Raw genomic sequence first — 26,897 nt, 5'->3', positions numbered from 1 at the left:
GAAACGCTGTGGCCCGGTGGGGGTTTCAGCCGCTGTCGGTGCTGCCGATGCGCACGCGACGTCCCTCGACCCGAAAACCCTCACGTGCCATGCGTCCGACGTACTCCACGAGTTGGGGCCGCTCGGCCTGCTTGATCCGCTCGGTGAGGGTGTCAACATCGTCGTCGTCCTCGACCGGCACCACACACTGCGCCACGATCGCGCCGGTGTCGATCCCTTCATCCACGACGAAGAGCGTCGCACCGGTCACCTTGACGCCGTACTCAAGGGCGTCGGCCGGCCCATGAATTCCGGGGAAGCTCGGCAACAGCGCGTTGTGGCTGTTGAGATAGCGGCCGCCGAACCTCGACAGGAACGCCGGCCCCACGAGCTTCAGGAAGCCCGCGGACACGACCAGATCGGGGGAGTACTCGGCCACTTTCGCCCCGAGCGCGTCGTCCCATGCCTGCCGGGACTCGAAGTCCTTGGTGCGCAGGACGAAGGTGGGGACGCCGGCGCGCTCGGCACGTTCCAGTCCGAGTACGTCCGGACGGTCGGAACCCACGGCCACGATCTCGACGCCGTACGAGTCGTCCGCGGACGCGTCCAGCAGGGCTTGGAGCAGCGAGCCGGAACCGGACAGGAGGACGACCACGCGGGCGGGGGAATTCACGCGGGCGAGGTTACCGCTCGGGTCGTCACGGCCCCTCGGTACGCTGGGCGCACACGACTGGCGCAGGTGGGTGACCACCAGGGAGTGACTGGATCGTGGATCGATCGCCTGGGTCCACATCGCATGCAAGCGACTGTTCAGGAGTGTCATGTCCGTCGATCAACGTGCGATCAAGCGCGCTCTCGTCTCCGTGTACGACAAGACCGGGCTGGAGGATCTGGCCCGCGGTCTGCACGAGGCCGGTGTGGAACTCGTCTCGACCGGGGGCTCGGCCGCCCTCATCGAGAAGCTCGGTCTGCCGGTCACCAAGGTCGAGGACCTCACCGGCTTCCCCGAATGCCTCGACGGACGCGTGAAGACGCTGCACCCGCGGGTGCACGCCGGCATCCTGGCCGACACGCGCAAGCCCGAGCACGTCACGCAGTTGGGCGAGCTGGGGGTCGAGCCGTTCGACCTGGTGGTCAGCAACCTGTACCCGTTCACCCAGACCGTCGCCTCCGGTGCCTCACCCGACGAGTGCGTCGAGCAGATCGACATCGGCGGCCCCTCGATGGTGCGTGCCGCAGCCAAGAACCACCCGAGCGTCGCGATCGTCACCGACCCGGCGTCGTACGACGCGGTGCTGGAGGCGGTCCGCGCCGGTGGGTTCACGCTCGAGCAGCGCAAGCGTCTGGCAGCGGAGGCCTTCGTGCACACCGCTACCTATGACGTCCATGTGGCGTCCTGGATGGGCAACGTGCTCACCGACACCTCCGACGGCGACGGCTACCCGGCGTGGATCGGTGCTACCTGGACCAAGTCACAGACGCTGCGTTACGGAGAGAACCCTCACCAGTCGGCAGCGTTGTACGACAACGGTTTCCAGCCCGGCGGCCCCGGCCTGGCGCAGGGTGAACTGCTGCACGGCAAACCGATGAGTTTCAACAACTACACCGACGCCGACGCCGCGCACCGGGCCGCGTACGACCAGGGCGACGAACCGACCGTCGCGATCATCAAGCACGCCAACCCGTGCGGGATCGCCGTCGGCTCCGACATCGCGGACGCGCACCGCAAGGCGCACGCGTGCGACCCGGTGTCGGCGTTCGGCGGTGTCATCGCAGCGAACCGGACGGTGACCCGCGAGATGGCCGAGGCGGTCAAGGACATCTTTACCGAGGTCGTCATCGCGCCCGATTTCGAGTCCGAGGCGCTGGAGGTGCTGCAGGGCAAGAAGAACATCCGCCTGCTCAAGGTCGCGCCCCGACGCATGGGCGGCGACATGCGACACATCTTCGGCGGCATGTTGCTGCAGGACGGCGACGCGCTGGACGCCGAGGTCACGGACGAGTCCGGGACAGTGATCGGGGGCGACGAGGTCGACAACTGGCGCCTGGTCGCCGGCAACGCGGTCGACGAGGCGACGCTCGCCGATCTGCGCTTCGCCTGGCGAGCTGTGCGTGCGGTGAAGTCGAACGCGATCCTGCTCGCCAAGGACGGTGCGTCCGTCGGCGTCGGGATGGGCCAGGTCAACCGGGTCGACTCCTCCCACCTCGCGGTCTCACGCGCGGGTGAAGAGCGAGCTCGCGGCGCTGTCGCCTCGTCCGACGCGTTCTTCCCGTTCGCCGACGGACTCCAAGTGCTGATCGACGCCGGTGTGAAAGCCGTTGTCGCACCTGGTGGTTCGGTGCGAGACCAGGAAGTCGTCGACGCCGCCGAGGCAGCCGGCGTGACGATGTACTTCACCGGCACCCGCCATTTCGCGCACTGAGCCTCACGATCATCGAGCAGAAGTCGCGGACGTATCGAGCAGGGTCCGCGACTTCTGCTGTTCGCGAGCGGGTCCGCGGCGGGTGCGACACGGTCCGCCTACTGACCCGCATCGCATGCGGATGAAGTATCGGAACACAATGGATCTCGATGTCCACCAATACTGAAGTCCATTCTCCGCGCGTCCAGTTCCTGGCGCTCGCCGGCGCGTTCTCCTCCGGCGCGATGCTCGCTGTCCAGTCACGCTTGAACGGCGTCGTCAGCGAACACAGCGGACGCCCGCTGATGGCGGCGTTGTGGAGCTTCGGCTCCGGACTCGTCGTGTTGACCATCGCTGCGCTGGTGATTGCGTCGGTGCGGCGAGGCGTCCTGCGGATGATCGAGGCGCTGCGAGCCGGACGGCTGAAGTGGTGGCAGTGCATCGGTGGGTTCTTCGGCGGGCTGTTGGTGGCCGTGCAGGCGTGGTCGGTGCCGATCGTCGGTGTCGCAATCTTCAGCGTGGCCGTTGTCGGCGGGCAGACCTTGAACGGACTGCTCGTCGACCGGCTCGGACTCGGACCGGCGGGAGTGCGTGCGGTGACCGGTGTCCGGTTGCTCGCCGCGATCGTGGCTGTCGTGGGAGTCGTGGTCGCTTCGACCACCGCAGGGGCGGGGGAGTTCTCGCTGTTGCCCGCGGTCGCTGCGTTCCTGGTGGGAGCCGGTATGGCGGTCCAGCAGGCGGTCAACGGACGCGTGTCGGTCGCGAACAAGAGTCCGATGGCGACGACCTGGCAGAACTTCTTCGTCGGCACCGTCACGCTGCTCGTCGTGAGCTTCGTCGTGCTGCTGACGTCCGGGGCACACGATTGGACGCTGTCGAGCGACGTGCCGCCCTGGGCACTGACCGGCGGACTGATCGGGATCGTCTTCATCGCGATCACGTCGTGGGCGGTACGGATCACCGGCGTGTTGATCTTCGGCCTGCTCGCCGTCGCCGGTCAGCTGTTGACGGCCGTCGGTCTTGATCTGATCGATCCTGCGGCCCGAGACCGCATCGGTGCGCAACTGTTGATCGGACTGCTGATCACATTGGTCGCGGCCGTGGGGGCAGGTCTCGCCCGCAATCGCTGAAGGCTGTTGCACCTGCACGAGAGCTTCTTCCGGCAGGCGGGCGCCTCGCCCACCACGGCGACCTCCGATTGTCAGTAGTCGGCGAACCTCGAACCGTGCCACCTGGCAGGATGGGTGACCGTGACCGCAATCGTGATGGACGGCAAGGCAACTTTGCGAGCGATCAAGGACGAACTGCGCACCCGCGTCGCCGTTCTCGCCGAGAAAGGTGTGACTCCCGGTCTCGGCACAGTCCTCGTCGGGGACGACCCCGCGTCGCACTGGTACGTGGGTGCCAAGCACAAGGACTGCGAATCGATCGGCATCCGCGGGTTGCGCCATGACCTTCCCGCGTCGGCCACGCAGGCCGAGGTGGAAGCGGTCATCGACGAACTCAACGCGGACGACGCGTGCGCCGGGTTCCTCGTCCAGCAGCCCACCGGTCTCGACGAATTCGCCCTGTTGTCAAGGGTTTCCCCTGAGAAGGACATCGACGGTCTGCACCCGGTGAACCTCGGCAAGCTGGTGCTCGGCAAGGACGGCCCGCTGCCCTGCACTCCGCTCGGTGCGATCGAACTCCTGCGGCGCTACCAGGTGCCGATCGACGGAGCGAACGTCGTCGTGGTCGGGCGCGGGCTGACCGTGGGCCGCCCGCTTGGCCTGCTGCTGACCCGCCGATCGGAGAACGCGACAACCACGTTGTGCCACACCGGAACTCGTGCCCTTGCGGACCACGTCCGCGAAGCCGACATCGTCATCGCCGCGGCCGGAGTGCCCGACCTCATCACCAAGGACATGGTCAAGCCAGGTGCAGCCGTCATGGACGTCGGCGTGAGCCGCCGCGACGGCAAGATCGCCGGCGACGTGGCGAAGGACGTCGCCGAGGTCGCCGGGTGGATCACCCCCAACCCGGGCGGGGTCGGCCCGATGACCCGCGCGATGTTGCTGAGCAATCTGGTCACGATAGCCGAACAGAAGGTGGCGTGAGGCGTCCGCCGCTCGGTCCGGCCTGGTCTCTGCTGGCCGCCGGCGCCGTGTGCTCCATCGCCGTCCTGGTGCTCGGCGACGTGCGCACGGGCGGTTATCTGCTGGCGGCCACCGCGGCCGGGGGAGCTCTGCTGCGCCTGGCGTTGCCGGAGCGGTTCGCGGGCGGCATCGTCGTGCGTCGCCGAGGCACCGATGTCCTGATGTACGGACTGCTCGCCGTCGCACTCGCGACGGTGTTCTCACTCGTCCGGCTCTGATTCTTCCGGCACGGCGAAGGGCCCCGGAACCTGCACCGGTCCGGGAGCCCCGCGCCAGTGCGTACTGCTACGGCTGTACGAAGACCGGATCTTCTGCTGCGCGGCCTTCGGCGACGGGCTACTTACCGGGTCTTTACGTACTGCCCTCCCTCGGGGTGGGACGACGATGCCCCACGACCGAGTGGTCGTGGGGCTCGCGCGCGAGTGAGACTCAGATGAGGCCGAGCTTCTCCACCGCGGCGCGCTCGTCCTGCAAGCGCTTGGCGGACGCCATGATGCGCTCCTTGCTGAAGTCGTTCAGCTCCAGACCCTGGACGATCTCGTACTCGCCGTTCTTCACGCGGCACGGGAAGGAGGAGATGATGCCTTCCGGCACGTCGTACGAACCGTCGGTCGGGACGGACATCGAGACGATCTGGTCGGTGCCGAGCATCCAGTCGCGCATGTGGTCGATGGTCGCAGAGGCGGCCGATGCGGCGGACGATGCACCGCGCGCCTTGATGATCGCGCCACCGCGGGTGGCGACGGTCGGGATGTACTCGTCCTTGATCCAGGCCTCGTCGACCAGGTCGGCCGCGACCTTGCCGCCGACCTTGGTGTTGTAAAGGTCCGGGTACATCGAGTCGTCGTGGTTGCCCCAGATCGCGAGGTCCTTGATCTCGTCGACCGCAACCTCGAGCTTTTTGGCGAGCATCGCCTTCGCACGGTTGTGGTCGAGACGGGTGAGCGCGTTGAACCGCTCGGCCGGGATGTCGGGGGCGTTCTCCTTGGCGATGAGCGCGTTGGTGTTCGCCGGATTACCGGTGACCAGGATCTTGACGTCGTCGGCGGCGACCTTGTTCAGCGCGGCGCCCTGGCCGGTGAAGATCTTGCCGTTGGCCGACAGCAGGTCGGAGCGGTCCATACCCTCCTTGCGCGGCATGGCGCCGACCAGCAGGGCCGCGTTGGCGCCGTCGAACATCTTCTCGGCGTCGTCGCCGATCTCGACGGAGTGCAGCAGCGGGAACGCGCAGTCGTCCAGTTCCATGACGACGCCCTCGAGCGCCTTCAGCGCAGGGGTGACTTCGAGCAACTGCAACTGGACCGGGGTGTCCGGGCCGAGCAGGGCTCCGCTGGCGATGCGGAAAAGAAGGCTGTAACCGATCTGGCCGGCGGCGCCGGTGACGGCTACCTTGACAGGCTGGGTGCTCACGTAAATCCCCTCAGGACGTCTACGGGTGGGTACGGGTCGAAAGTATCAGCGGTCGGTGCGTGACGCCCCGGCAGCCATGAGATATGGGAATTGTGTGACCAGTGCGGCGAAGGCGGCATACTGTCCGAGGAATTCCACCTGATCGAAGGGACCTCCCGTGCGCCGAAGCCTGTGGCCGTTCGCCCTCGGGCTGCTGCTGATCCTCGACGTCGCACTCGTCGCCTGGGCGATGCGTCCGGGGGAGCGGACGGCGAGCGAGGACCCGTCGCCGTCGACGTCCACGTCGGTGACCTCGTCGACGACGAGTTCGAAAGCGCTGGCGGCGCAAGCCGATCGGGTCATCGTGGTGCCCATGAGCGCAGAGTCCGCGTGGCGAGTGGTGACCGGTTCGAACTGCGAGGGCTCGGTGGTGATCACTCGTAGCCAGAACGCCGGGGCGAACTGGGCGAACGGCCCTCGGGTGCCCCTGCGCTCTGTCTCGTCGGCCGCCATCAACGAAGCGGGCAACCCCGTGCTGACCGGGCTGGACGCCTCCTGCAAGCCGGCGACGGTCGAACTCACCGAGCGTGAGGCGAGGGTCACCAAGACTGCTTCGGCCTGGGCCGTCGAGCCCACGGCGATGACGACTCTGCTGCGCGAGGGCAAGGCGACCGCGAAGGCGTGCGCCACCGGGCGTATCCACGACCTGGCGACCGACTCGAACGACCGCGCGAACGTGTTGTGCGACGGCGGCGTGGTGCGCCGCACCACCGACGCCGGTGCCACCTGGTCGACGGTCGGCAGGGTGAAGAACTCCACCGGCATCTCGACCGCTGGCTCGGGGCAGGGCTACCGGGTCTACGTCGCCAGCAGCCAGAACTGCGGCATCCGGGTGGCCGCGCTCGCCGACGAGGCGAACGGCTCCGCCAGCGGATGCGTCGAAGGCACCACCGGCGTCAAGTCGGCCGACATCGCGATCTGGGGTCGCACCATCTGGGCGGCCGACCAGACCAAGGCGTGGGTCGTGCCGATGTCCAATCCCGTTGCGGAGCAGTCGTCCACAACCACGCAGAGCTCGACCCAGGAGTCCGCGAGCTCGACCGAGGCCGCGGCAAGCAACTCCGCGGCGGAGCCGAGCTCGACCTCCAACCCGTACGTTGCGCCGAGCACCAGCCAGCAGTCGACACCGAGCTCGACCCAGCAGTGGACACCGAGCTCGACCAGGCAATGGACTCCCACCTCGAGCCGTCAGTGGACGTCGAGCTCGACCACTGAGCAGGAGTCGGCCTCGACTGATCCGGGTGCGGGCTTGACCACGACCGCGGCACCACCCGTGGGTGTGGAGAGTGCCCGTTAGTTCGTCGACCGCGAGACGCATCTCCATGGTTGTGTGATAATTGGGTCGTACCTGCCGCCTGGCCGATTCGGGAGTGCGCGACTGCGCACGATGTAGCGGGCACGACCTAGTGGGGAAAGTATGACTTCGGAAAACAGTGTGAACCGTCGGACGGTGGCCAAGGGGATGGCTTGGGCTGCGCCAGTAGTGGCGCTCGCAAGCGCCGCGCCCCCCGCAGCGGCCTCACTCCGGAAGGATCCCGGAATCAATGGCTGGGTGCTGAATTCGCCCACGTCTCGAGGTAACTGCAACTACACCCTCGAGGTGAACTCAACGCTCAGCGGCAACGGGCCAGATGGTGCTCCCTACGGCCTATACCTGTACGACGTGCAGTCGACGGCTGTGATCTCGAACGCGGTCCTCACATATTGGATCATCGGCAACCAGACCGCTACCTGGGCAACGAACAGCGGGCACTCGACGTGTTGGTCCAGCCCGGTCCGCGGCACTCCGACGATAAAGGCGGACGGCTTCGTGTACACGCCCTATGTTTTTACCTACACGTGCTCGATCGACCCGGCGAGTGTCAGCGCCGACGGCAGACTCCGCCTGGGTGGTTTCCACGTGACGGCAACCTTCACCCAACCGAGCGACCGCTGTAACAACGTCACCTATTGGACGCAACGGTCAATCACGATCGACCAGGATGGCGTTGGGTCGCAGCCTGCTGTGGACCTGACCTTCGAGCGACGCAATGGAACGCTGGGTCCTTACACCGGCAACCGCGCGCCGCAGGCGCGGAGTGCGTCGGGCAGCGACGGCGTGAGCACGGCAGACACTGCCGTCAGCGTCGCTGCCTCCTAACCGACGTGTACAACGACAACGGCACTCCAAGGCGCTTGGAGTGCCGTTGTCGTTGCGTACCTGACCGGCCGGTAGCGGCCGGGTTGTTCGCTAGCTGCCGGTCGGGGATAGCCTGTTGCGAGCGAACAACGCCGTACCCCCACCGATTCAGGAGCCAGCAACCGCATGGAGAAGATCAAGGTCAAGAACCCCATCGTCGAACTCGACGGTGACGAGATGACGCGCATCATCTGGGCCTTCATCAAGGACCGCCTGATCCACCCGTACCTCGACATCGATCTGAAGTACTACGACCTGGGTATGGAGTCGCGCGACGCGACCGACGACCAGATCACCGTCGACGCAGCGAACGCGATCAAGCAGTACGGCGTCGGCGTCAAGTGCGCGACGATCACCCCGGACGAGGCCCGCGTCGAGGAGTTCGGCCTCAAGGAGATGTGGAAGAGCCCCAACGGCACGATCCGCAACATCCTCGGCGGCGTGATCTTCCGCGAGCCGATCATCATCAGCAACATCCCGCGTCTGGTGCCGGGCTGGACCAAGCCGATCATCATCGGCCGTCACGCGCACGGTGACCAGTACAAGGCGCAGAACTTCAAGGTGCCCGGCAAGGGCAAGGTGACGATCACCTACACCCCGGCCGACGGCAGCGAGCCGATGGAGCTCGAGGTCGCCGAGTTCGGTGAGGACGGCGGCGTCGCGATGGGTATGTACAACTACAACAAATCCATCGAGGACTTCGCCCGCGCGTCGTTCAACTACGGCCTGCAGCGCGAGGTGCCGGTCTACCTGTCGACCAAGAACACCATCCTCAAGGCGTACGACGGCGCGTTCAAGGACATCTTCCAGCGCATCTTCGACACCGAGTTCAAGGAGAAGTTCGACGAGCTCGGCCTCACCTACGAGCACCGACTGATCGATGACATGGTCGCGGCAGCGCTGAAGTGGGAGGGCGGTTACGTCTGGGCGTGCAAGAACTACGACGGCGACGTGCAGTCCGACATCGTGGCCCAGGGCTTCGGTTCGCTGGGCCTGATGACCTCGGTGCTCATGACCCCTGACGGCAAGACGGTGGAAGCCGAGGCCGCGCACGGCACGGTCACCCGCCACTACCGTCAGCACCAGCAGGGAAAGGCGACCTCGACCAACCCGATCGCGTCGATTTTCGCCTGGACGCGTGGCATCGCCAAGCGCGGGGAACTCGACGAGACCCCGGAGGTCACCAAATTCGCCGAGACGCTTGAGCGCGTCTGCGTCGAGACGGTCGAGGAAGGCAAGATGACCAAGGACCTCGCGCTGCTCGTCGGAAAGGACCAGGCGTTCCTCACCACCGAGGAGTTCCTCGCCGCGATCGACGAAAACCTGCAGAAGGCGATGAGCGCCGCCTGATTTCGCTGACACAGGTAAGCGGCCCCGACCTGTCGGTGGGGCCGCTTACCTGCTGTGGCGCGTCTCTCGCTGCGCCGACTCACCTAACGTGGCGGCAGGCAGCCGCCGCTGGCGTTAGTTCCGCAGTTGGGCGGAGCATCGATGTCGCTGCTCCATTGAGCGCCGCTTCCGTTGGCAGCGAAGCTGTACTGAAAGCGGATCTTCGATGCGCTGCTCTCACTGTTGAAGAGGAGGTATCCAGTACTGCAGGCACTGCCGGTTCCGATGTCGAGAACCAGCGGGAAACTGGCCCCACTCGGTATCAGCTTCTTCTTAGCGTTGTTCGTCACGTCCCAGATATAAAGTTTGGTCGCGCCGCCCGGACCAGTACACCCGTTCACGGTCGCGCAGATCTGCAGGTAATACCCCCACGACTGGTCGGTCGACTGCCCAGGGCACTTACAACTGTTGCCACCGAAACTGAAGGTCGGCACACACGGCACCGACGCGGCGGCATTGGGCGCAGCTGACACGAGCGCGACGGCGGGCACTGCCCACGCTGCGCCTTTCGCTACATTGCGCCGAGTGACGGTGCCGTCGGTCTTGCTTCTACTCATGATTCCCACCTTCAGAGTCGACGTTGGTCGTCCCGAGTCGGATCGGTGGACCCCCCCGGGGACTTCGACTATCCGAGCCCGATAGTAGACCCCTGGTAGGGACTAGGCAACGGAACAGCACGAAGTGGGCAGAACGGAGACCAGACGCGTCGCTGTCCACCGGGGTTAGGCTGCATCCGATGACGATGCAGAGTGGGACCGGTGTGCAGCGGGTGGAGGCGCCTTCCGGCGTCCGTGTGGTCCTCGGCAGAGCGGCGGTGCAGCTCATCGCAGATGATGCCGGCGCTCACTTGCTGCACATCAAAGGCGAGGCTGTCGATTCTCGCCTCAGCCCGAGACAAGCACCTGGCTCAGACGTCGATGCGTTGGTCCGCCCGGCCCACGTCAGCCGGCTCGACACGGCGCTACGTGCCCGTGGCTGGCGGATCCACAGCACCTTCGCGAATGGGTCGCCGTTCGAGCATGCACAGACGTACTTGCACGACTTGTGGGGTTACTTCGATCTACATCGCTGGTTTCCCGGCATCAACCTCCCCGCCGACGAAGCGTTCGAGCTGCTGTGGAAGGAACGACAACCCCGCCAGCTCGCGGGGGCGACCGGTTCTGTTCCATCCTTGCCGATGCAGGCCACGATTCTGATCCTGAATGCCGCCAGGTCGGGCGTCGGCGACCCCGTCCAGCGCTGGATCGTAGAGCCGGGCATCGATCCCGCGGTGATCGAGCGCTGTGTTGGGCAACTTCAGGCTCAGGTGGCCTTCGCGGCAGCGACGGGACATCTCGCTGATTTCAGCAGGGAGCCTGACTACACCCTCTGGAGCGCGGTGACGCAGGACGGGAGCCGCACTGCCGAATGGTTGGGACGGTACCGTGCAGCGCACTCGTGGCGGCAGCGGATTCGGATCATCGCACGTGCGCCGCGCGTCAATTTCGATGATTTGTCTCATCGGTTGGGACGGCAGCCGACACGGTCGGAGATTGTTGCGGAGACGATCCGGCGCGCATCGAAAGCAGGGCAGGAGAGTTGGACATGGTGGCGCGGGCGGTCACGACGTGGCTGACCTTGTGATTGGTGAACGTGTCGGCTGGGTATGCACCGACGACACTTTTTACGTTGCGAAGCTGCCGGACGGCCCGTTGATGGTGATGAACGAGACTGCGGCGGCGATTTGGGGGGCATGTCAGGCAGGGACGTCGCGCGAAGGTCTGATCCGCGACCTGGCGGCTCACTACGACATGCCACCGAGTGAACTCGCGCCTGAGGTCGACCGATTCGTCGTGGAACTGCTTGCAGTGGGGATCCTGCGAGAGCGGTGATGTCGCGCTGGAGCCTGAACGCGAGGGCAGTGACCGTTTCTGACCGGCTCCATCGTCTCCGCCCTTACGCCCAGCCCGTGGCGGCGGAGATAACACTCGCCATCTGGCGTGCTCGGTCGTCCCACGACGGCACCGGCCGGTCGGCCCGATCGGGGAACCGCCACTGGGCGGGCACCGCTTCGGCAACAGCATCTGCGAATGCTTCGCCGTCGGCGATCGTCACGCGATCGTCACGCGCATCCCGGAAGCCGGCGACGTTTGTGCTCACCACCGGTCGACCGACCGCCGCGTATTCGTAGACCTTGATCGGGTCGAGACTGTCGGTAAATGCGTTGACCAGGTGTGGCACGACGAGCACGTCAGCGTGCTGGAGATAGGCGGGCACATCCATCACCGGTTTTTGCCCTAGGAGCACCACTCCTGCCCTCTCGAGGCGGGTGCGGTCGTCGGGCGTAACAAGGTTCGGTCCCACGAGGGTGAGCGTCGCACGGCCGGCGAGACGCTCTGCTGTCCTGATGGCCAGGGACACATCGATGCGGTCGGTGTGCAGCGTCCCGACGTATACGGCGTTGGCGCCGACCGGGAGATCATGTGGGCGCGGTGCGGGTCGGCGGTAGGTCTCCGGATCAACGGCGTTCGGGATGAGGGTGGTGCGACCGGCGCGTTGCTTGGTGCGTTCGAGCGCGGGCGAGCACACGACGATCTGCGCGCACCGGTCGAGCAGCAGTGACTCGTGCTGATGCAATCGCGCCAACTCCGCAGCGGTGCGATCCGCTTGCAGCCAGTCATCGGTGATGTCGTAGATCGCCGGCCAACCCGTCGCGTCGAGCACGTCTGCGCCCCGTGGGTCGTTCACCCACAGCAGGGGACGTTCGAAACCGATGCGCCTCGCCGTCTGCGCGATGTGGCGGGCCCACCGCAGATCCTGTCCGCGATCGATTTTGCGGGGGAGGAGCTTGGTGGGCTCGAGCAGGAGGATTCTGGTGCCGTTCTCGCCCGGCAGGCTCGGGCCGGGACGCAGGCCACGCCCAGGTCGTGCACGTCGACCCGAGCGAGCGGCGTGGAGCGGGTCGACGCTCGGCTCGACCCAGAGCACGCGCAGCGCGGGGTCGGTGAGCAGCAGTCGGTGCACGAGATGTTGGTTGCGGCGCCAGACCTCGTCCCAGGCCTCCAACGAGATCACCACGAGGTCGTGTGCGGTCACAGCACGCTCCGGTAGACGGCGTCGGTGGCCTCGGCCTGGGCTTCGAGGGTGAATCGCTCGCGTTGGATCGCGCGGAGGGCCGCGCCGTAGGCAACGCGTCGACTCTCGGCGGCGGCGAGCTCGCGCAGCAGCTGGGCGGCAGCGTCGACGTCACCCGCCGGGAACATCGCTGCATCCGAGGCGGATCCGACGGTCTCCAGGTGGCCGCCGGACGCCGATGCGACCACCGGCAGGCCACCGGCCATCGCTTCCAGGACGGTCAGGCCCAGCGCCTCGGAGGCGGTGGGCGCTACGAGGATCGAGGCCGCATCCATCCGGTCGGGCACGTCGGAGCGGTGCCCGAGGAAGGTTGTGGCTCCGGCGATACCGAGCCGAACAGCGTTGTCCTGCAGGTCGTTACGCAAGGCGCCGTCGCCCACCAACTCCAGCCGCCAGCCTTCGGCGGCAAGGCCCGAGCGCGAGAACGCGCTCAACGTGAGGTCGGTGAGCTTCTCCGGCTCCAACCGCTGCACGACCAGCACGGTGCGTTCGCGTGGCACGTCGGAGTGCGGTCGCACCGGCACGCCGGAGTGGACGACGGTGGACGGCCCATCGATGTGCGCTGCAACGAAGTCGCTCACCGCGATCTGTGCGGCCAAGCGGCGTGTACCGAGGCGCAGGATCGGTCGGAGCGCCGGCCGGCGGCCACGATGCGCAGCGAAGTGCCGGGTGGCGACGATCGGTGCCGCGCCGGGGGCGAGCCCGGCAATCACTGCCGCCGTCTCCGCAGCCGTCATGTGCGCATTGATCACGTCGGGGCCCCAACTGCGCAGCCGTGCCAACGCGTGGACGACGTCGAGGGTGGTCGTCGCCGGGGTGAACCGTGCGCCGGCCTCGGCCAATGGGGCCTGCATCCGCGAGGCATCGCCACCGATGACCGTCACCTCGTCACCGCGCTGCCGCTGGGTGATGGCCAAACTGAGCACATGGCGTTCGACTCCGGCGAAGTTGCCCGACCGGATCGCGTGGACCACCCTCACCGCGGACTGGCTCCGGCCACCTCGACGCGGTGGCTGCCACCGGCGCCGCGCATAGTCCGGATGTCTGCGCCCGCGCCGGTGGGGTCGAGTTCGGCGGCTCGGCCACCGAGACAGATGCCGATGATGACGAACGGCAGAGACGCTGTCACGGCCACCCAGAAGATGTCGAGTTGCCCCTGCACCATGCGATCGACCAGCACGCCGAAGGCGATCATTCCATAGACCGAGCGGTCGCGCGAGGTGACTACGACGCTGCCGATGGCCCAGATCACGAAGCCGAGCACGCCGACGAGGCCGGCCGACGAGCCGACCTCGAGCAATGCATTGGGTGGTTGGAAGCGGTGGGTGAACCGGTTGGTGTACCACCAGCGCAGGCCGACCCCGACGAGAGGTTGGTGCGCCCAGACGTCCATCGTGTCGGCGAACCAGGTGACTCGTTGGTTGGCCGAGTTGAACTGCGCGGCATCGGAAGTCGTGCTGAGTTGTTCCTGCACGGTGAGTGTGGTGAAGCCGAGGGCAGGAACTGCCGCGAACGTCAGCACGCGGCGCGGGTGCTTCACGCCCCGGCGCACGGCGACGACCGCCATGGCAACAGCGAGACCGACGATCGCCTGGCGCGACTGGCTCATCCCGAGCGCCACCAGCAGCAGGCCGAGCACCACGGGGGTTAGCCGACCGAGCTTCATCTGGGGTGGCCGAAGCCAGGCGACGATGGCGCAGACGCTCATGAGCGGTCCGATGAAGTTCTTGTGCATCGGCATCGGCGACGTCACGTACACCGCAGAGAAGTCGCCTCCGGCGTACTGCCGCAGACCGGTGACGATCGTGATCACCGCGAGCACGCTCGCGCCCGCGAGCAGGATGCTGAGGCCGAGCCCGGCGTAGCCGCGCCTCCCGATGGTCCAGCCGATGACCAACGCCCCGCTGATCAGCAACCACTCATGTGCCCACTCGAAGTAGTTCGCGCGGTAGGGGTTCTGGATGAGGGTGAACAGTAGGCACGCCTGGTAGGTCGCCGACAGCCACAGCAGGGTGCGGAGGGCGGGGGAGAACGGACGGGGCGCGAGGAGCACCGCCGGCCAGAAGGCGGCGAAGAGGGCGAGGTCGGACACCGACAGGTCAATGCCACCGAGGCCTGCGCGCGTGCTGACCAGGTAGAGCGGGAGGAACGCGATCGGCACCAGCGCCGACTCGGTGAGGCTGAGCGCGAACAACAACACGATCACCGCCCCGATCACCACCAAGGTCGGCCGGTGCGTAATCTGTTGGCCGGCTCCGAGCAGTAGTGCCAGGGCGACGACTGCCACCAACGCGACGCCGCCCCAATGCAGCAGCCGTCGCACGGTGCTGTGTGCGGCCACGCGTCCCCCTCCTGCTCTCGCCCTGGGTCCTATGTGCGCCTGCCCTGATCAGGTCGTCGACTCGTACTGGTCAGAGGTTCGCACAAGTGCGGCACGCACCGCCAACGGCCCCTGCAGGTAATGACGGGCCCGGGCCCGAGCCTGCGCGCCGCGGTCGCCGCTCAAGACCACACTGCGTGCGGCCGCGCCGGCGATCTGTGCCCAGCGGGCAACCTGCCAACCGGCCGCCCCGAAGTGCTTGCGGTGGTAGATCTCCTGCGAGGCGTGGAAATGCGCCTCGCGGACATCGGAGTTGCTGCTCGTCGCAGCGCCTATGTGCAGGGCGTCGACTTCGGGCACCAGCGCGTGCCGCCAGCCGAGGCGCACGGCGCGAGACGCCCAGTCGGTCTCCTCGGCGTAGAGAAAGAACCGCTCGTCGAAACCGCCCACCTGGGCCAGCGCCTCGGCGCGCAGCAGCATGATCGCCCCGATGACGTACGTGTTCTGTGGGCCGAGGCGGCCGAGACCGACCGCTTCGAGCACCGACCGGCCCGGCGAGGGGAGCGGCCAAGCGACCCGTGACGGACTTCCGTCGGCATCGTGTTGAGCGGGCGCGACGCTCGCGAGGTCCGGGTCGGCCAGGAGGTGGGTATGCAGGATGTGCACCTCGGCGGGGGAGATCACGGCGTCGGGGTTGAGCAGCAGGACGTCGGCGCCCGCCACGTCGGGCCGCCCGAGCGCGACGTTGACTCCCGCGCCGAACCCGCCGTTGCGGTCGGGGTCGACGTAGGCGGCCCCGTGGCGGGCGGCGACCTCGGCGATGTCGGTCCGTGAACTGTTGTCGACCACCGTGATGTCGAAGCCGACGAGGGGCGCGAGCGCGCGGTCGACGAGGTCGGGGGAGCCGTAGGCGACCAGCACGACGTGCACTCGGCGCTCCCCGGTCGCCAATGGCTCGTGCAGCATCCGGCGGTACATCTCCACCTGGTCGGCAGCGATCTGCCGCCAGTCGTAGTGCACGCCCCGTGCGGTCGCGGCCGCCGAGAGACGACCGTGCTCCGGCTCGGTGCCGGCCCGCACCAGCGCCTCGGCCAGCGCGTGGGGGTCGGCTTCGGGCACCAGCAGGCCGCCGTCGCCGACCACATCGGGTAGGGCACCGCTGGCGGAAGCGACCACTGGGGTGCCGCAGGCCATCGCCTCGACGGCGACGCGGCCGAACTGCTCGATCCAACTCGGCGTGGTCAACGACGGCACGGCCAGTACGTCGATTTCGCGGTAGAAGTCGGCGAGCGCCGCACCGGAAAGCGACCCGCGCCAGGTGATCCGCGGCTCGATCCCCAGTTCTGCGGCCTGTGTTCGAAGCCGTGCCTCGGACGGACCCGCGCCGGCGAGTTGGAGATGCAGCCGCGGTTCGAGGGCGAGCGCCTCGAGTAACACGCCCACTCCCTTGTGCGATTCGAAGCGTCCGGCGTAGCCGACGCAAATCTCACCCGTTGTCGGTCGGTGGTCGGGACGGGGTGTGAATTGGGAGGTGTCGATGCCGAGGCCGAGCAGCGTCGACCGGCCGGGGAATCCTTTCCGCTCCACGATGCGCCCGGCCTCGGCGTTGCAGACCTGCACGGCCGCTGCGTGCCGCAAGGCCCAGCGTTCGAGCCAACGGAACGGCACGGGGTAGCGCTTGTCGAGGTTCTGCGCGGAGTAGAGCACGTACGGCGCCGGTTGGCGGGCCAGCCGCCGTAGCAGCAGCACCTCGGCAGTCGCCAGCGCGAACGGTTCCTCGTGGATGTCGATGACGTCGAGCGGCCGGCGCAGCTCCCGCCAAACGGGCCGCGGGTCGTAGACGAAGAGGGCAGGGTGCTTACCCCGAGTGGCCACCCCGGTCACCTGCTCGCCTGGATGGGGAGTGAGCGTGACGTTGCGCCCGCCTTCGTCCCACACCTTCGCCGACAGCAGCCGGAGGTCGATGTCATGCGCGCGGATCAACCGATCGCGGGCCCGCCAGGCGGTGACGACCGCGCTGTGCGAGAGGCGTAGGACACGCACGTTACACTCCTGCAGAATTGGGGTAAGGACAGTTGGGGGCGTCCACTGGCGCAGCATCATCGCTGACGACGACGTGTCCACCGGACAGATGGATTCAATCGTGACCTTGCGTGAGTTTCTGAGGGTAATGCGCCGCAGATGGCGCATCATCGCCCTGTGCACCCTCGTCGTCGTCGCGGTCGCGGCTCTCGTCACCATGCAACAGCCCCGCTCCTACACTGCGCGATCGAGTTTTTACCTCCAGACGACTGCCCAGAGTTCAAACGCGAACAATGGCATCGCAGTCATCACTGCACAAGATCTCAACACCTATGTTGCGGTCCTCGGATCGCCCCCGGTCATCGAGCCCCTTCGCCGCCGCCTCGGGCTGCCGGCCGGGTACCCGATCAATGTCTCGGCGACAGTCAATCCAAGCGCTTCCATCCTGAACGTCACTGCCGTCGATTCCGATCCTCGTCGGGCGGCCGCCATCGCGAATGCAACGGGACCCCAGCTCGCCGAGGCCGCAGCCACCTTCTCGCCCTTGCTGAAGTCGTCCGGCCAGGCTGTCGCCGCGACCACGATTTCGCCGGCCGGCGTGCCTGCGTCACCGACGTCGCCGAACGTCACACGCAACATCGAGCTTGCCGCGCTTGCAGGCCTGCTGCTCGGCGTCGCTTTCGCCCTCATGCGCAATGTGTTCGACACGAAGGTTCGAGGCGAGGGTGACCTGCAGACGGTGTCGGACAGCCCGCTTCTGGCGGCTCTCCCGGCAGACAATATGCAGAAGGTGATCTCGTCCTGGAACTCGCGCGCAGCGGAGCGCCACGGCTACCTGGAGGCCGTGCGTCGACTGCGCACGAGTCTCATGTTCGTCGACGTCACGACCACCGGGAACGCCTTTCTGATCACGTCTGCCGTGCCGGGTGAAGGGAAGACTTCGACGGCGATCAACTTGGCCCGAGCCGTGGCGGAGACCGGCTCTCGCACGCTGCTTGTGGACGCCGACCTCCGGAGGCCGACCGTGGCGAGCACGCTCGGCTTGGAAGGCGCGGCCGGGTTGACGACTGTGCTGCTCGGCCGGGCCGACCTCAACGACGTGATTCAGCCCTACGGCGACACCAACCTCCACATCCTCGCCGCCGGGCAGGTGCCGCCGAACCCGAGCGAACTTCTCGGTTCCCAACGGATGACCGAGGTCTTCGAGAAGCTCGGAGCAGACTTCGACTATGTCCTGGTGGACAGCCCTCCCGTGCTCCCGGTGGTTGACGCGGTGCTGCTCGACAAACTGACCGCCGGACTTGTGATGGTCGTGGCTGCAGATCGAACGCGAAAGCGGGATCTCGCACAGGCGGTGAAGGTGCTGCAGACCGCCGGTGTCGAGATCGACGGTTTTGCGATGAACATGGTGAGCGCGAAGTCGGAGTCGTACTACGGCACTTATACCTATGAGTCGGAATCGTCGACGCGTTCGGGGACCAAGCGTGAAAGCCACGCGAAGGGTGGCCGGCGGCGGGCACTCGCGCGCCGGTGACCGAGCGACGGCGCCACTGCCGGCGGTCCATGGTCGCGGGGGCGGCCCTGTTCGCACTGTTTACCGTGTCATACCTCGTGGCTGTCCGATCGGCCCAGGGCCAACGCCTGGACTCCGCGACAAACAGCTTCCTGCACAATCACATTCGACCGCCGATCGACACCGTGCTTGGTGAGATGGCCCGCGACGTCGGGCCTGTCCTCGGTCTTGTCGTCGTCGCTCCGCTCGCGCTCGTCGCTGCCGCGCGACGCCGGTGGAGGGCACTCGTCGCAACGACGATAGTCGCGGTGGCACCTGTGATCGCTTGGCTTCTGCGTCGCAGCGGTCCGGATCGTCCCGACTTCGGCGTCTCGCTCCCGAGCAACAACACCTATCCGTCGACCCACGCCGCGCTCATTGCATCGGCTTGTGTCGCAGCCGTGTTCCTCTGGCCGTCGCGCCCTCCGCAGGTCGTCCTCGTGGTCGCCGCGGGAGTTGCTGGGCTGGGGGCGCTCGGCAACGTCGTGAGTTATGCCCATCTGCCTAGCGACGTGCTCGGCAGCTTGTTGCTCGTTGCGGGCACGACGGCGATCGCAATGGCCATCAGCGGCTGGCGACGCCCGGTGATCGTTGACTCCGCCAACGCGCTTCATGAGACTCCGAGTTCTGTCGGCGGCGAGGAGGACGGTGAGCGCGGCAGCGACGCTCGAAGATGGAGCACCGAAGATGAGCGCTGAAAGCGGCCCGGGGCCGGATCAAATGGCCAGCGCTGGGGCTGCCGGACAACTGGGGCCCCGGGCACTGCAGGACCGGGCGATCCGCGGTGCGAGTTGGACCATGCTCCACACGATCACTGCTGTTCCCATGGGCTTCGTCGTCAATCTGATCCTGGCACGGGCGCTGGGAGTCGTTCATTACGGACGACTCGCGTTCCTGATGACGTTGATGGACGTCGTGGGCGGGATCATCGCAGTGGGGGTGACGACTGGAACGATCCAGTTCGGCGCCAAGCGGCACGCACTAGGGCGCCACGACGACGTTCGACGGCTCCTGTCCAAGGCACAAGGCTTCCGACTGTTCATCGCGGCACCCCTGCTGACGCTCGTGGTTTTGCTCGTGGCCGATGTACCTCTGCCGATGCTTCTGCTTGCGCTTGTGTTCGGTGTCTGGTGCCCTGCGCTTCTTGACGGCGCGACGACATGTCTTGCGATCGAGAACAAGACAGCCGCCGGCGCCCAGAACGCGATGGTTGTGAACATATTGGTTCAGGCGGCGACGTTACTTTCACTCTGGTTGGTAGGCACGGCAGACGCTGTCTGGGCTGCTCGTCTGGCCGCTGGCGGGCTCGGGGTTGGCCTCGCCCTCGTTGTTGTTGATCCCGGCTATCGGCGCGCGGTGCTCCACCCACAGATTCCGGTGGGCATGCCGGCGGGTTTCTGGAGATTCGCAGTGCCAACGGCGATCGGAGGGCTCGTTGCCACGCTGGTCCTGTCGCGCACCGAAGTGTTCTTCCTCGCCTGGCTCGGGGACGCGGCGGCGGTCGGTACTTTCGCTTTGGCCTACGGCCTGGCGTCGCACATCTTCGCCCCAGCGCAGGCATTGGTCGGACCGTTGATGCCCGCGATCTCCGGACTTCGGGAGATTCAAGCATCGGCGGTGGAGGCGGCATTCCGGCGGACGATCCGTGCTTCAGCGCTGATCGTTTCGTTGTTGTTGGTCGCAGGTGTTCCGTTCTTCGCACTGCTCATGCCAGCGCTCTACGGAGACGCCTACTCGCAGAGCGAACCGATGTTCGTCGCCCTTGCGATCTCTGCCGGGTTGCTCGTCGCAAGTGGTCCGGTCTCAGCGTTCGTCATGGGGCGCCTGGCCGCCGGCACGATTCTCAGGGTCAACTTGCTGGCGCTGATCGTCGATGTGGGTGTCGCATTCGCACTCATTCCATCGCTCGGCGGATGGGGAGCAGTGATCGCCAATGTGAGTGGGGCGCTGGTCCAACTGGTCCTGCTCGTCGGCAGCGAACTGCGCGCGATGCAGATGCCTTGGTCCGAAATGGTCAAGCAGACGGGGAGCCTGACATTCGCAGTCACGGTCGCAGTTGCGACATGGGCCCTGATCGAGCCGATCCAGCTGGGTCGGTGGGTCGCAGCATTCTGTGCGATCCCCGTCGGGTGTGCAGTCTTCCTTCTGATGCTTCGGACCACTCGGGCCGGCCTGGCACAGGAAGACGCCGTCGCCATCCAGCGTGCTATGCCACGTCGCCTCCACCGCTCCGCCGGGGCAGTGCTCCGGCTCTTGACTGTGCAGGGTTGAGGTAATGGATCATGTGGTTGTGGTTCTCTCCTACTTCGGTAGGGAAGACACGTTGCGTTGTCTCGACTCGATCGTACTGAGCGAGCCCACGATTCACCCGCTGGTGATCGACAACGGATCCTTCGACGGTGTCATCGATGCGTCCCGCCTGCGATTCGGTGACCGCATCTCAACGCTCCAATTGGGAACGAACGGGGGCTTCACGGGAGGCATGAACGCGGGGCTCCGTTGGGCGCTGGAGCGGAGTGCCCGGACGGTGACTGTGCTCAACAACGACACCATGGTTCTGCCCGGCGCCCTTGAGCAACTGGAACTGACAGCTGCAGGAGGGGCCGCGGTTGCGCCGGAGGTCCGGTATCTCAGCAAGCCCGGCCGCGTGTGGTTCGGTGGTGGCGTCGTCGACCCGTCCACAGGGCTTGCGCGCCATCTGGGCGAGGGCGAATTGTCGCCGACCGACGACGGCGTTCGTGAGTCCGAGGTGCTCACCGGCTGCTGCATCACGGCCACGGCGGCGGTGTGGCGGCGCGTCGGGCTGTTCGACGAGCGGTTCTTCCTCAACTTCGAGGACTCCGACTGGAGTGTTCGGGCTGCGCGGCTTGGAGTTCCGCTGCTGGTCGACACACGGGCGGTGATCCACCACACCGTTTCCGCTTCATTCGCAGGAGAATTCAGCTACCTCGGATTGTACTTCTACGCGCGCAACGGTCTGACGTTTGTGCATGAGCGCACGAATGCGGGAGTGCTCGGCGAGACCCGCTTCCTACGAAGACAACTGCTTCCGCACCTCAAGCCGCGCCCAGGCCGGGGCACCCGGGCCGTCGTACGAAACGGGCTTGTGCTGGGCTACGCCCTCCGCGACGCGGTCACCGGCCGGTTCGGTGCGGCGCCTGCTCGGCTCCAACGAGCCGCAAAGCACTGGGCCGAGCAGGACCCACAGTCGTATGCAGCGGGCGGCAGTGCGGAAAGCGACCTCCGCGCCGTTGGATCCGACTGCGAGGGTGATTGAGCGACAGGGCAGGATGGAGACGTGATCGAGTTCGGCGATTAATGAGCAATGGGGGATTGGCATGACAGGTGCGGGGCCGTCGGTGGCGTTTGTGCGAGGTAGCGCGCTGAACCCGTTCGAGACGCAGGTATTCGCCGGCCTGGACGGCTTCGAGGTCCGAGCCATCGGAGAGTCGCCCGCAAACTATGAGGTCGACCTGGTTCCCGTGCCAGTCACACTGCTGGCGCCGCACGTGAACGGGCGAGCGGTGCGAGTTGCGCGCCGCGCCGGGTTGCCCCTGCCCCCACCCCTGAAGAAGGCCGGCATGCTGCGCGGACTGCGCGAAGCAATCGGGTCGGCCGACATCGTCCACGCTGCGGAGACGTTCATCCCGTTCACTGACCAGTGCGTCGAAATTGCCCGCAGCATCGGCGCTCGGCTTGTGTTGACCTGTTGGGAGAACATTCCGTTCCTGTACGACGATGACCCGGTCATGACGCAGCGCAAACAGCGTGTCCGCGACGCAGCCGCCGTCTTCGTAGCGGTGACGGAACCGGCGCGGGACACGCTGATTGCCGAGGGAGTGGAAGAAGACCGGATCCGAGTCGTTCCTGCGGCCCTGAACACGGATCGATTCGAGTCCGGTCACGACCGCTCGTTCCTTGCGGCGCGGGCCGGCATCCCTGCCGACGCGCCGATCGTGCTCTTCGTGGGTCGGATGATCAGGGAGAAGGGCGTCATCGAACTCGTCCACGCCTTCTCAAAGGTCGTCGGTGCTGCGGCGGCTCCCCACTTGGTGCTTGTCGGCAATGGCCCGCAAACGACAAGGGTGAAAGTGGCCGCGGAGGCACTCGGTGTTGCCGAGCGCGTTCATCTGCTGGAAGGTCAGTCGTACGCGGACATACCCCGGGTGTTCCGGTCCGCCGATGTCGTTGTCATCCCGAGCCTTTCCACGCCGTATTGGCAAGAACAGTTCGGATACGTTTTGGCCGAGGCCATGGCGTCGGGGAGGCCCCTCATAACGACCAGGACGGGTTCGATCCCGCATGTCGTCGGGGACGCAGCGTGGGTGGTCGATGATTACGACATTGACGGACTGACTCGCGCCATCGCGGAGACGCTCACCAGCCCCGACGTGGCGGCAGAGCTTGGTCTGCGTGGCCGGTCTCGGGCAGTCGAGCGTTACTCCGTGGCGGCCGTCGCTCCACTATTGGCCGCGGCCTACGAGGACGCACTGTCGCGGTAAACGGACCCGTATCCAGCGCCTTGTCAGGCACGGCGCTCGGCTCAGCAACCGAGGCAGACGCATCGAGGTCAGGGACAGGAGCATCTTCAGGCGGCACGACCGCCAGTGTCTCGGTCATTACGGACCTTCCCCGCCAACCGCCACGGTCAGTCCCCCGCACGCCTTGGAGGGGTCTATGTGGGAATTATGGAATCCCTCGCGCGTTATCATTAGCATGGCGCAAATTCCTCAGCGAACTATCGGGCCGGGTTGCGCGAGCGCTCGCGCATCATCGCTGCGCACAGAGATCAGGCGGTCGGTAAGGGTGATTTCGACTCTGTTCGGGCGTGCGATTCTGGCCTGAGTCGTACTCGTGAACTTTACGGGTTCCAGGCATTGGACGCGGCGAGGGGGTGCTATCGACGAGGTGATAAGCGAGGCACAGCGACGCATCTCTCGGTGGCAGTCGGGCTCACGCGGGGCGCTATACTCGCACCCTCGTTCCGGCGGTCACTTCGCGTGCAGGCATCTCAAAGCGTTGAGGCAGTGTCGAAGTTGTTGGGCGCAGCATCGCAGGTAGTTTCTGCATCGCAGCATCCTCGGGCCCGCACTTGTCGCCGTCTGGCAGAGCCGACAGGCGATGTGCTCAGCGGTGTAGTATACGATTACGATAGTACGCCTCGTAGCGGTCGATCACTCGATCGAGGGAGAAGTCCTCGCTGCGCTCGATCGCTTTGCGCCGCAACGACTCTCGATAGGGGCTGCTGGTCAATACCTTCACGAGCGCAGCGCCGAGCCCGTCGAGTTCGGCGAGCACCCCGCCGGTCTGCCCGCTCTGCAACACATACCGCGCACCGATGTTGGGCGTTGCGACCACCGGTGTGCCCGAGGCCATGGCCTCGGCATAGGGAATGCCGAACCCCTCATAGTCCGACGGCAGGCAGAACACCCATGCGCTCGCATACGCACGCGCCAACTCCTCGTCGGAGAGGCGACCTAGCGCCCGCACACCGTGGGGCAGCGTCGCGGGGGCATCGTGCGTCACCATCAACAGCTCGGCGTCGGGCACCTGGGGGCGCACCTCGGCGGTGAAGATCCGGGCGAGTTCGGCGCCTCGTTTGCGGTTGCGCCACGTGCCGACAAAAAGGACCGTGGGGTGGTCTGACTTCGGCGCCGCCGCAGGCGTGAAGCGTGCGGTGTCAACGCCGTTGGGCACGACATCGAGCACCCACGGCATCCACTTGCGGGTGTCGGGGGAGACCAAGACGGTCCGGTCCGCAACGACCGAGGCGAGCAGTTCGGTCACCCCGAGCGCGCCCATCCGCAGCTTCTCCTTCGCGCCGGGAATGTGCTTCGCCTCCTCGAAACACGACCCGTGCATGGTGCGTACGTGAACAGGCGCACGACGTTTCCACAGCCAGTAGTCGTCCCCGTGTGCGTGCACGACGTCGAAGCCGGAGAAGTCGATGCGCCTCAAGTGGGTCGCGAAGCGGAAGGTCCGCAGCGGTCCTTCGACCGCGACGAGCCGGTGCGCATACCGCGCATCCTCGACGGGCGGGGAGTCGCTGAACATTGTGACGTGGTGGCCTCGATCAGCAAGAGCGTTGGCCAATGCGTGCGCCTGGTAACCGACCCCGATCTTGCTGGCGCTGGGCAGGTAGTGCGAGATCATCGCGATCCGCAGCGGATCGGCGGTGAGGTCAGGCATCTTGCAGCGACCGGAAGTGGTCGACGGTCTTCGCGAGACCGTCGTCCAGTACGACCTGCGGGGCCCATCTGAGCTCCGACTGGGCGAGCGAGATGTCCGGGCGGCGTCGCACCGGGTCGTCCTGGGGGAGCGGACGATGCTCGATCTGCGAGTCGCTGTCGGTCAGTGCGATCACCTTCTGGGCGAGTTCGAGCATGGTGAACTCGCCGGGGTTGCCGATGTTCACCGGCCCGGTGAACGAGGGGGGCGAATCCATCAGCGAGATCAGCCCCGAGACCAGGTCGTCGACGAAGCAGAACGAGCGAGTCTGCTGGCCGTCGCCGTAGATGGTGATCGGTTCGCCGGCGAGCGCCTGAACGATGAAGTTCGACACCACGCGCCCGTCGTCGGGACGCATCCGTGGCCCGTAGGTGTTGAAGATGCGCGCCACCTTGATCGGCAGGTCGTGCTGGCGCCAGTAGTCGAAGAAGAGCGTCTCGGCACACCGTTTGCCCTCGTCGTAGCAAGAGCGGATGCCGATCGGGTTGACGTGGCCCCAGTAGCCCTCCTGCTGGGGGTGCACCTCCGGGTCGCCATAGACCTCGGAGGTCGAGGCGAGCAAGATCTTCGCCCCGGTGCGCTTTGCCAGGCCCAGCATGTTGATCGAGCCGTGCACGCTGGTCTTGGTGGTCTGCACAGGGTCGCGCTGGTAGTAGACCGGGCTTGCCGGGCAGGCCAGGTGGTAGATCTCGTCGACCTCCACGTACAGCGGGAACGTGACGTCGTGCCGGATCAGCTCGAACGACGGGTGGCCGATCAAATGGTGCACGTTCGACCGCAGCCCGGAGTAGAAGTTGTCGACGACGAGCACCTCGTCGCCCCGCTCGAGCAAGCGCTCCACCAGGTGCGACCCGATGAATCCCGCGCCGCCAGTAACCAACACCCGACGTTCGACCATTGCCGCCCTATTCCGCGTGAAACCCCTGGTCCGGAAGTCGGACCGACACACATCGAACCACGACCTGTGTTGTTTAGTTGAGCCTGTGCGGATATGGCTGGCCCCCAGTGCCTTCTTTCCCGCCAAGGGGGGCGTCGAAGAACTCACACTCCAGTTGGCGCGGCAGTATCAGCGACGCGGTCACGAGGTGACCGTCGTCGTCCATCGTCACCCGCCCGACCTCCCCGAGGTCGACGAAGCGGAGGGGGTTCCGGTGCGCCGGATCGTGTTCGACCTGCCGGGTCGTGACCCGCGGGCACTCGCCGGTTACCCGGCGACCGTCGCCCGCCAACTGCGTGCGCTGGCCGCGATCGGGGCACCCCCAGACCTGGTGCACGTGCAGTGCCCGGCCAACCAGGTGCCGGCCCTCACCGCATATACCGCGCGACACCGCGTGCCGTTCGTGATCACCACGCAGGGCGAGGTGACGATGGATGCGGGGCAGATTTACCAGCACAGCGCTCAGATGCGTCTCGCGCTGCGGGCCGGGTCGCGGCGGGCAGCGCTGCTCACCGCGTGCTCACGCAGGGCCGGCGACGACGCAGCCGCCGTGGCCGCACGCTTCGCCGACTGCCTGGTGGTGCCGAACGGCGTCGACCCCGCCCAGTGGGAAGTGACCGAACTGCCCACCCAACCGACCTTCGCTGCGTGGGGCCGCCACGTGCCGCAGAAGGGGCTCGACCTCCTCATCCGGGCGTTCGCGTTGGTCCGCACGGAGTTGCCGGACGCTGTGCTGCGCATCGGTGGCGACGGCGAACAGACCCCGGCATTGCGCGAATTGGCCGGTTCCGGAGTCGAATTCGTCGGGTCGCTCGACCGCTCCGGCGTCCAGGACCTGCTCGCGCGCAGCCGGGTCGCCGTGGTGCCGAGCCGGCTCGAACCCTTCGGGATCGTCGCCGTCGAGGCGATGGCTGCTGGGCGGGGCGTAGTCTGGAGCACCAACGGTGGACTCGCCGACGCGACCGGCGGCTTGGGTTGGGGCGTCGACCCGAATGACACCCGCGCCCTCGCAGATGCACTCGTCGCGGCGCATCGCGAGCCAGTCGACCCCATGGCTGCACGATCCCACGCGGAGTCGTTGTCGTGGGAGCACGTGGCGGACATTTACCTGCGCGTGTATTCCGATCTAATCGCCTGAGGATGTTGCACAAACGCAGCCTGCGGGTGGAACGACATCGGTTCGGCTTGGAG

At 66.5% G+C, this 26,897-nt stretch carries 24 protein-coding genes; 15 read left to right on the top strand and 9 right to left on the bottom strand.

Annotated elements, in window-relative coordinates; all coding sequences use genetic code 11:
- Positions 1 to 25 precede the first annotated feature (25 nt).
- Entirely contained in the window at positions 26 to 652 is a 627-nt protein-coding gene (gene purN / locus EU513_RS10925; protein WP_240796028.1) for a phosphoribosylglycinamide formyltransferase, read from the bottom strand.
- A 148-nt stretch (positions 653 to 800) separates the two neighbouring features.
- On the opposite strand from purN, the gene purH reads away from it, so the two are divergent.
- The 4 genes from purH (at position 801) to EU513_RS10905 (ending at position 4,734) form a co-directional block, all read left to right on the top strand.
- Entirely contained in the window at positions 801 to 2,402 is a 1,602-nt protein-coding gene (gene purH, locus EU513_RS10920; protein ID WP_129625928.1) for a bifunctional phosphoribosylaminoimidazolecarboxamide formyltransferase/IMP cyclohydrolase, read from the top strand.
- Positions 2,403 to 2,551: 149 nt separating this feature from the next.
- Entirely contained in the window at positions 2,552 to 3,511 is a 960-nt protein-coding gene (locus EU513_RS10915) for a DMT family transporter (RefSeq protein ID WP_129625927.1), read from the top strand.
- A gap of 120 nt (positions 3,512 to 3,631) precedes the next feature.
- A complete protein-coding gene (locus EU513_RS10910; protein WP_129625926.1) occupies positions 3,632 to 4,477 on the top strand; it encodes a bifunctional methylenetetrahydrofolate dehydrogenase/methenyltetrahydrofolate cyclohydrolase in 846 nt (281 codons plus the stop codon).
- Positions 4,474 to 4,734 carry a DUF3017 domain-containing protein gene (locus tag EU513_RS10905; protein WP_205744752.1) on the top strand — a complete coding sequence of 87 codons (261 nt, stop codon included), beginning with the start codon at positions 4,474 to 4,476 and terminating at the stop codon, positions 4,732 to 4,734. The genes EU513_RS10910 and EU513_RS10905 overlap by 4 nt, the downstream gene beginning before the upstream one ends.
- A 211-nt stretch (positions 4,735 to 4,945) precedes the next feature.
- Here EU513_RS10905 and EU513_RS10900 read toward each other — a convergent pair whose 3' ends face one another.
- Positions 4,946 to 5,926, bottom strand: coding sequence for a malate dehydrogenase (locus tag EU513_RS10900; RefSeq protein ID WP_129625925.1), 981 nt, complete (start codon positions 5,924 to 5,926; stop codon positions 4,946 to 4,948).
- 157 nt (positions 5,927 to 6,083) lie between these two features.
- Between EU513_RS10900 and EU513_RS10895 the strand changes: the two genes are divergently transcribed.
- The 3 genes from EU513_RS10895 to EU513_RS10885 all read left to right on the top strand — a co-directional run bounded on the left by EU513_RS10895 (position 6,084) and on the right by EU513_RS10885 (position 9,494).
- Positions 6,084 to 7,262: a hypothetical protein gene (locus EU513_RS10895; RefSeq protein WP_129625924.1), complete on the top strand. Its 1,179-nt coding sequence runs from the start codon at positions 6,084 to 6,086 to the stop codon at positions 7,260 to 7,262.
- Positions 7,263 to 7,565: 303 nt separating this feature from the next.
- The gene (locus tag EU513_RS10890; RefSeq protein ID WP_129625923.1) at positions 7,566 to 8,105 is read left to right on the top strand and encodes a hypothetical protein; all 540 of its coding nucleotides are present in this window, start codon (positions 7,566 to 7,568) and stop codon (positions 8,103 to 8,105) included.
- 165 nt (positions 8,106 to 8,270) lie between these two features.
- The gene (locus EU513_RS10885) at positions 8,271 to 9,494 is read left to right on the top strand and encodes an NADP-dependent isocitrate dehydrogenase (RefSeq protein WP_129625922.1); all 1,224 of its coding nucleotides are present in this window, start codon (positions 8,271 to 8,273) and stop codon (positions 9,492 to 9,494) included.
- Between the two features lie 83 nt (positions 9,495 to 9,577).
- On the opposite strand, the gene EU513_RS10880 is transcribed toward EU513_RS10885, so the two are convergent.
- Positions 9,578 to 10,090 carry a hypothetical protein gene (locus EU513_RS10880; RefSeq protein WP_129625921.1) on the bottom strand — a complete coding sequence of 171 codons (513 nt, stop codon included), beginning with the start codon at positions 10,088 to 10,090 and terminating at the stop codon, positions 9,578 to 9,580.
- 179 nt (positions 10,091 to 10,269) lie between these two features.
- On the opposite strand from EU513_RS10880, the gene EU513_RS10875 reads away from it, so the two are divergent.
- Together EU513_RS10875 and EU513_RS10870 are read left to right on the top strand one after the other, a co-directional pair.
- Positions 10,270 to 11,148 (top strand): nucleotidyltransferase family protein, encoded by an 879-nt coding sequence (locus EU513_RS10875; RefSeq protein ID WP_129625920.1) that lies wholly within the window; start codon positions 10,270 to 10,272, stop codon positions 11,146 to 11,148.
- Positions 11,141 to 11,404 carry a PqqD family protein gene (locus EU513_RS10870; RefSeq protein ID WP_168990247.1) on the top strand — a complete coding sequence of 88 codons (264 nt, stop codon included), beginning with the start codon at positions 11,141 to 11,143 and terminating at the stop codon, positions 11,402 to 11,404. The genes EU513_RS10875 and EU513_RS10870 overlap by 8 nt, the downstream gene beginning before the upstream one ends.
- A 64-nt stretch (positions 11,405 to 11,468) precedes the next feature.
- Here the strand turns inward: EU513_RS10870 and EU513_RS10865 are convergent, their stop codons facing one another.
- The 4 genes from EU513_RS10865 to EU513_RS10850 are packed head-to-tail and all read right to left on the bottom strand — an operon-like array spanning position 11,469 to position 17,010.
- A complete protein-coding gene (locus tag EU513_RS10865) occupies positions 11,469 to 12,608 on the bottom strand; it encodes a glycosyltransferase (RefSeq protein ID WP_129625918.1) in 1,140 nt (379 codons plus the stop codon).
- Complete coding sequence (locus EU513_RS15920; RefSeq protein WP_168990246.1) at positions 12,605 to 13,627, bottom strand: glycosyltransferase family 4 protein; 1,023 nt, start codon at positions 13,625 to 13,627, stop codon at positions 12,605 to 12,607. Before EU513_RS15920 ends, EU513_RS10865 begins: the two co-directional genes overlap by 4 nt.
- Entirely contained in the window at positions 13,624 to 14,988 is a 1,365-nt protein-coding gene (locus EU513_RS10855; RefSeq protein WP_129625917.1) for an O-antigen ligase family protein, read from the bottom strand. Before EU513_RS10855 ends, EU513_RS15920 begins: the two co-directional genes overlap by 4 nt.
- Before the next feature lie 48 nt (positions 14,989 to 15,036).
- The gene (locus EU513_RS10850) at positions 15,037 to 17,010 is read right to left on the bottom strand and encodes a glycosyltransferase (protein WP_239701239.1); all 1,974 of its coding nucleotides are present in this window, start codon (positions 17,008 to 17,010) and stop codon (positions 15,037 to 15,039) included.
- Between the two features lie 100 nt (positions 17,011 to 17,110).
- On the opposite strand from EU513_RS10850, the gene EU513_RS10845 reads away from it, so the two are divergent.
- The 5 genes from EU513_RS10845 (at position 17,111) to EU513_RS10825 (ending at position 23,043) form a co-directional block, all read left to right on the top strand.
- Positions 17,111 to 18,523 carry a polysaccharide biosynthesis tyrosine autokinase gene (locus EU513_RS10845; protein ID WP_129625916.1) on the top strand — a complete coding sequence of 471 codons (1,413 nt, stop codon included), beginning with the start codon at positions 17,111 to 17,113 and terminating at the stop codon, positions 18,521 to 18,523.
- 77 nt (positions 18,524 to 18,600) lie between these two features.
- The gene (locus EU513_RS10840) at positions 18,601 to 19,239 is read left to right on the top strand and encodes a phosphatase PAP2 family protein (RefSeq protein ID WP_168990245.1); all 639 of its coding nucleotides are present in this window, start codon (positions 18,601 to 18,603) and stop codon (positions 19,237 to 19,239) included.
- Positions 19,154 to 20,812: an oligosaccharide flippase family protein gene (locus EU513_RS10835; protein ID WP_370447358.1), complete on the top strand. Its 1,659-nt coding sequence runs from the start codon at positions 19,154 to 19,156 to the stop codon at positions 20,810 to 20,812. The genes EU513_RS10840 and EU513_RS10835 overlap by 86 nt, the downstream gene beginning before the upstream one ends.
- Positions 20,813 to 20,816: 4 nt before the next feature.
- Positions 20,817 to 21,818, top strand: a complete 1,002-nt coding sequence (locus EU513_RS10830) for a glycosyltransferase family 2 protein (protein ID WP_129625913.1) — start codon at positions 20,817 to 20,819, stop codon at positions 21,816 to 21,818.
- A gap of 61 nt (positions 21,819 to 21,879) precedes the next feature.
- The gene (locus EU513_RS10825) at positions 21,880 to 23,043 is read left to right on the top strand and encodes a glycosyltransferase family 4 protein (RefSeq protein WP_129625912.1); all 1,164 of its coding nucleotides are present in this window, start codon (positions 21,880 to 21,882) and stop codon (positions 23,041 to 23,043) included.
- 625 nt (positions 23,044 to 23,668) lie between these two features.
- On the opposite strand, the gene EU513_RS10820 is transcribed toward EU513_RS10825, so the two are convergent.
- Positions 23,669 to 24,730, bottom strand: a complete 1,062-nt coding sequence (locus tag EU513_RS10820) for a glycosyltransferase family 4 protein (RefSeq protein ID WP_129625911.1) — start codon at positions 24,728 to 24,730, stop codon at positions 23,669 to 23,671.
- Entirely contained in the window at positions 24,723 to 25,667 is a 945-nt protein-coding gene (locus EU513_RS10815; RefSeq protein ID WP_129625910.1) for a UDP-glucuronic acid decarboxylase family protein, read from the bottom strand. Before EU513_RS10815 ends, EU513_RS10820 begins: the two co-directional genes overlap by 8 nt.
- Here EU513_RS10815 and EU513_RS10810 point away from each other — a divergent pair.
- Positions 25,624 to 26,844 carry a glycosyltransferase family 4 protein gene (locus tag EU513_RS10810; protein WP_129625909.1) on the top strand — a complete coding sequence of 407 codons (1,221 nt, stop codon included), beginning with the start codon at positions 25,624 to 25,626 and terminating at the stop codon, positions 26,842 to 26,844. The two genes, EU513_RS10815 and EU513_RS10810, sit on opposite strands and share 44 nt — an antisense overlap.
- The last annotated feature ends 53 nt before the right edge of the window (positions 26,845 to 26,897 follow it).

Origin of the sequence: Yimella sp. RIT 621 (assembly GCF_004146205.1) — a bacterium.
Lineage (GTDB): Bacteria > Actinomycetota > Actinomycetes > Actinomycetales > Dermatophilaceae > Yimella > Yimella lutea.
This window is presented reverse-complemented; position numbering and strand designations above follow the sequence as displayed.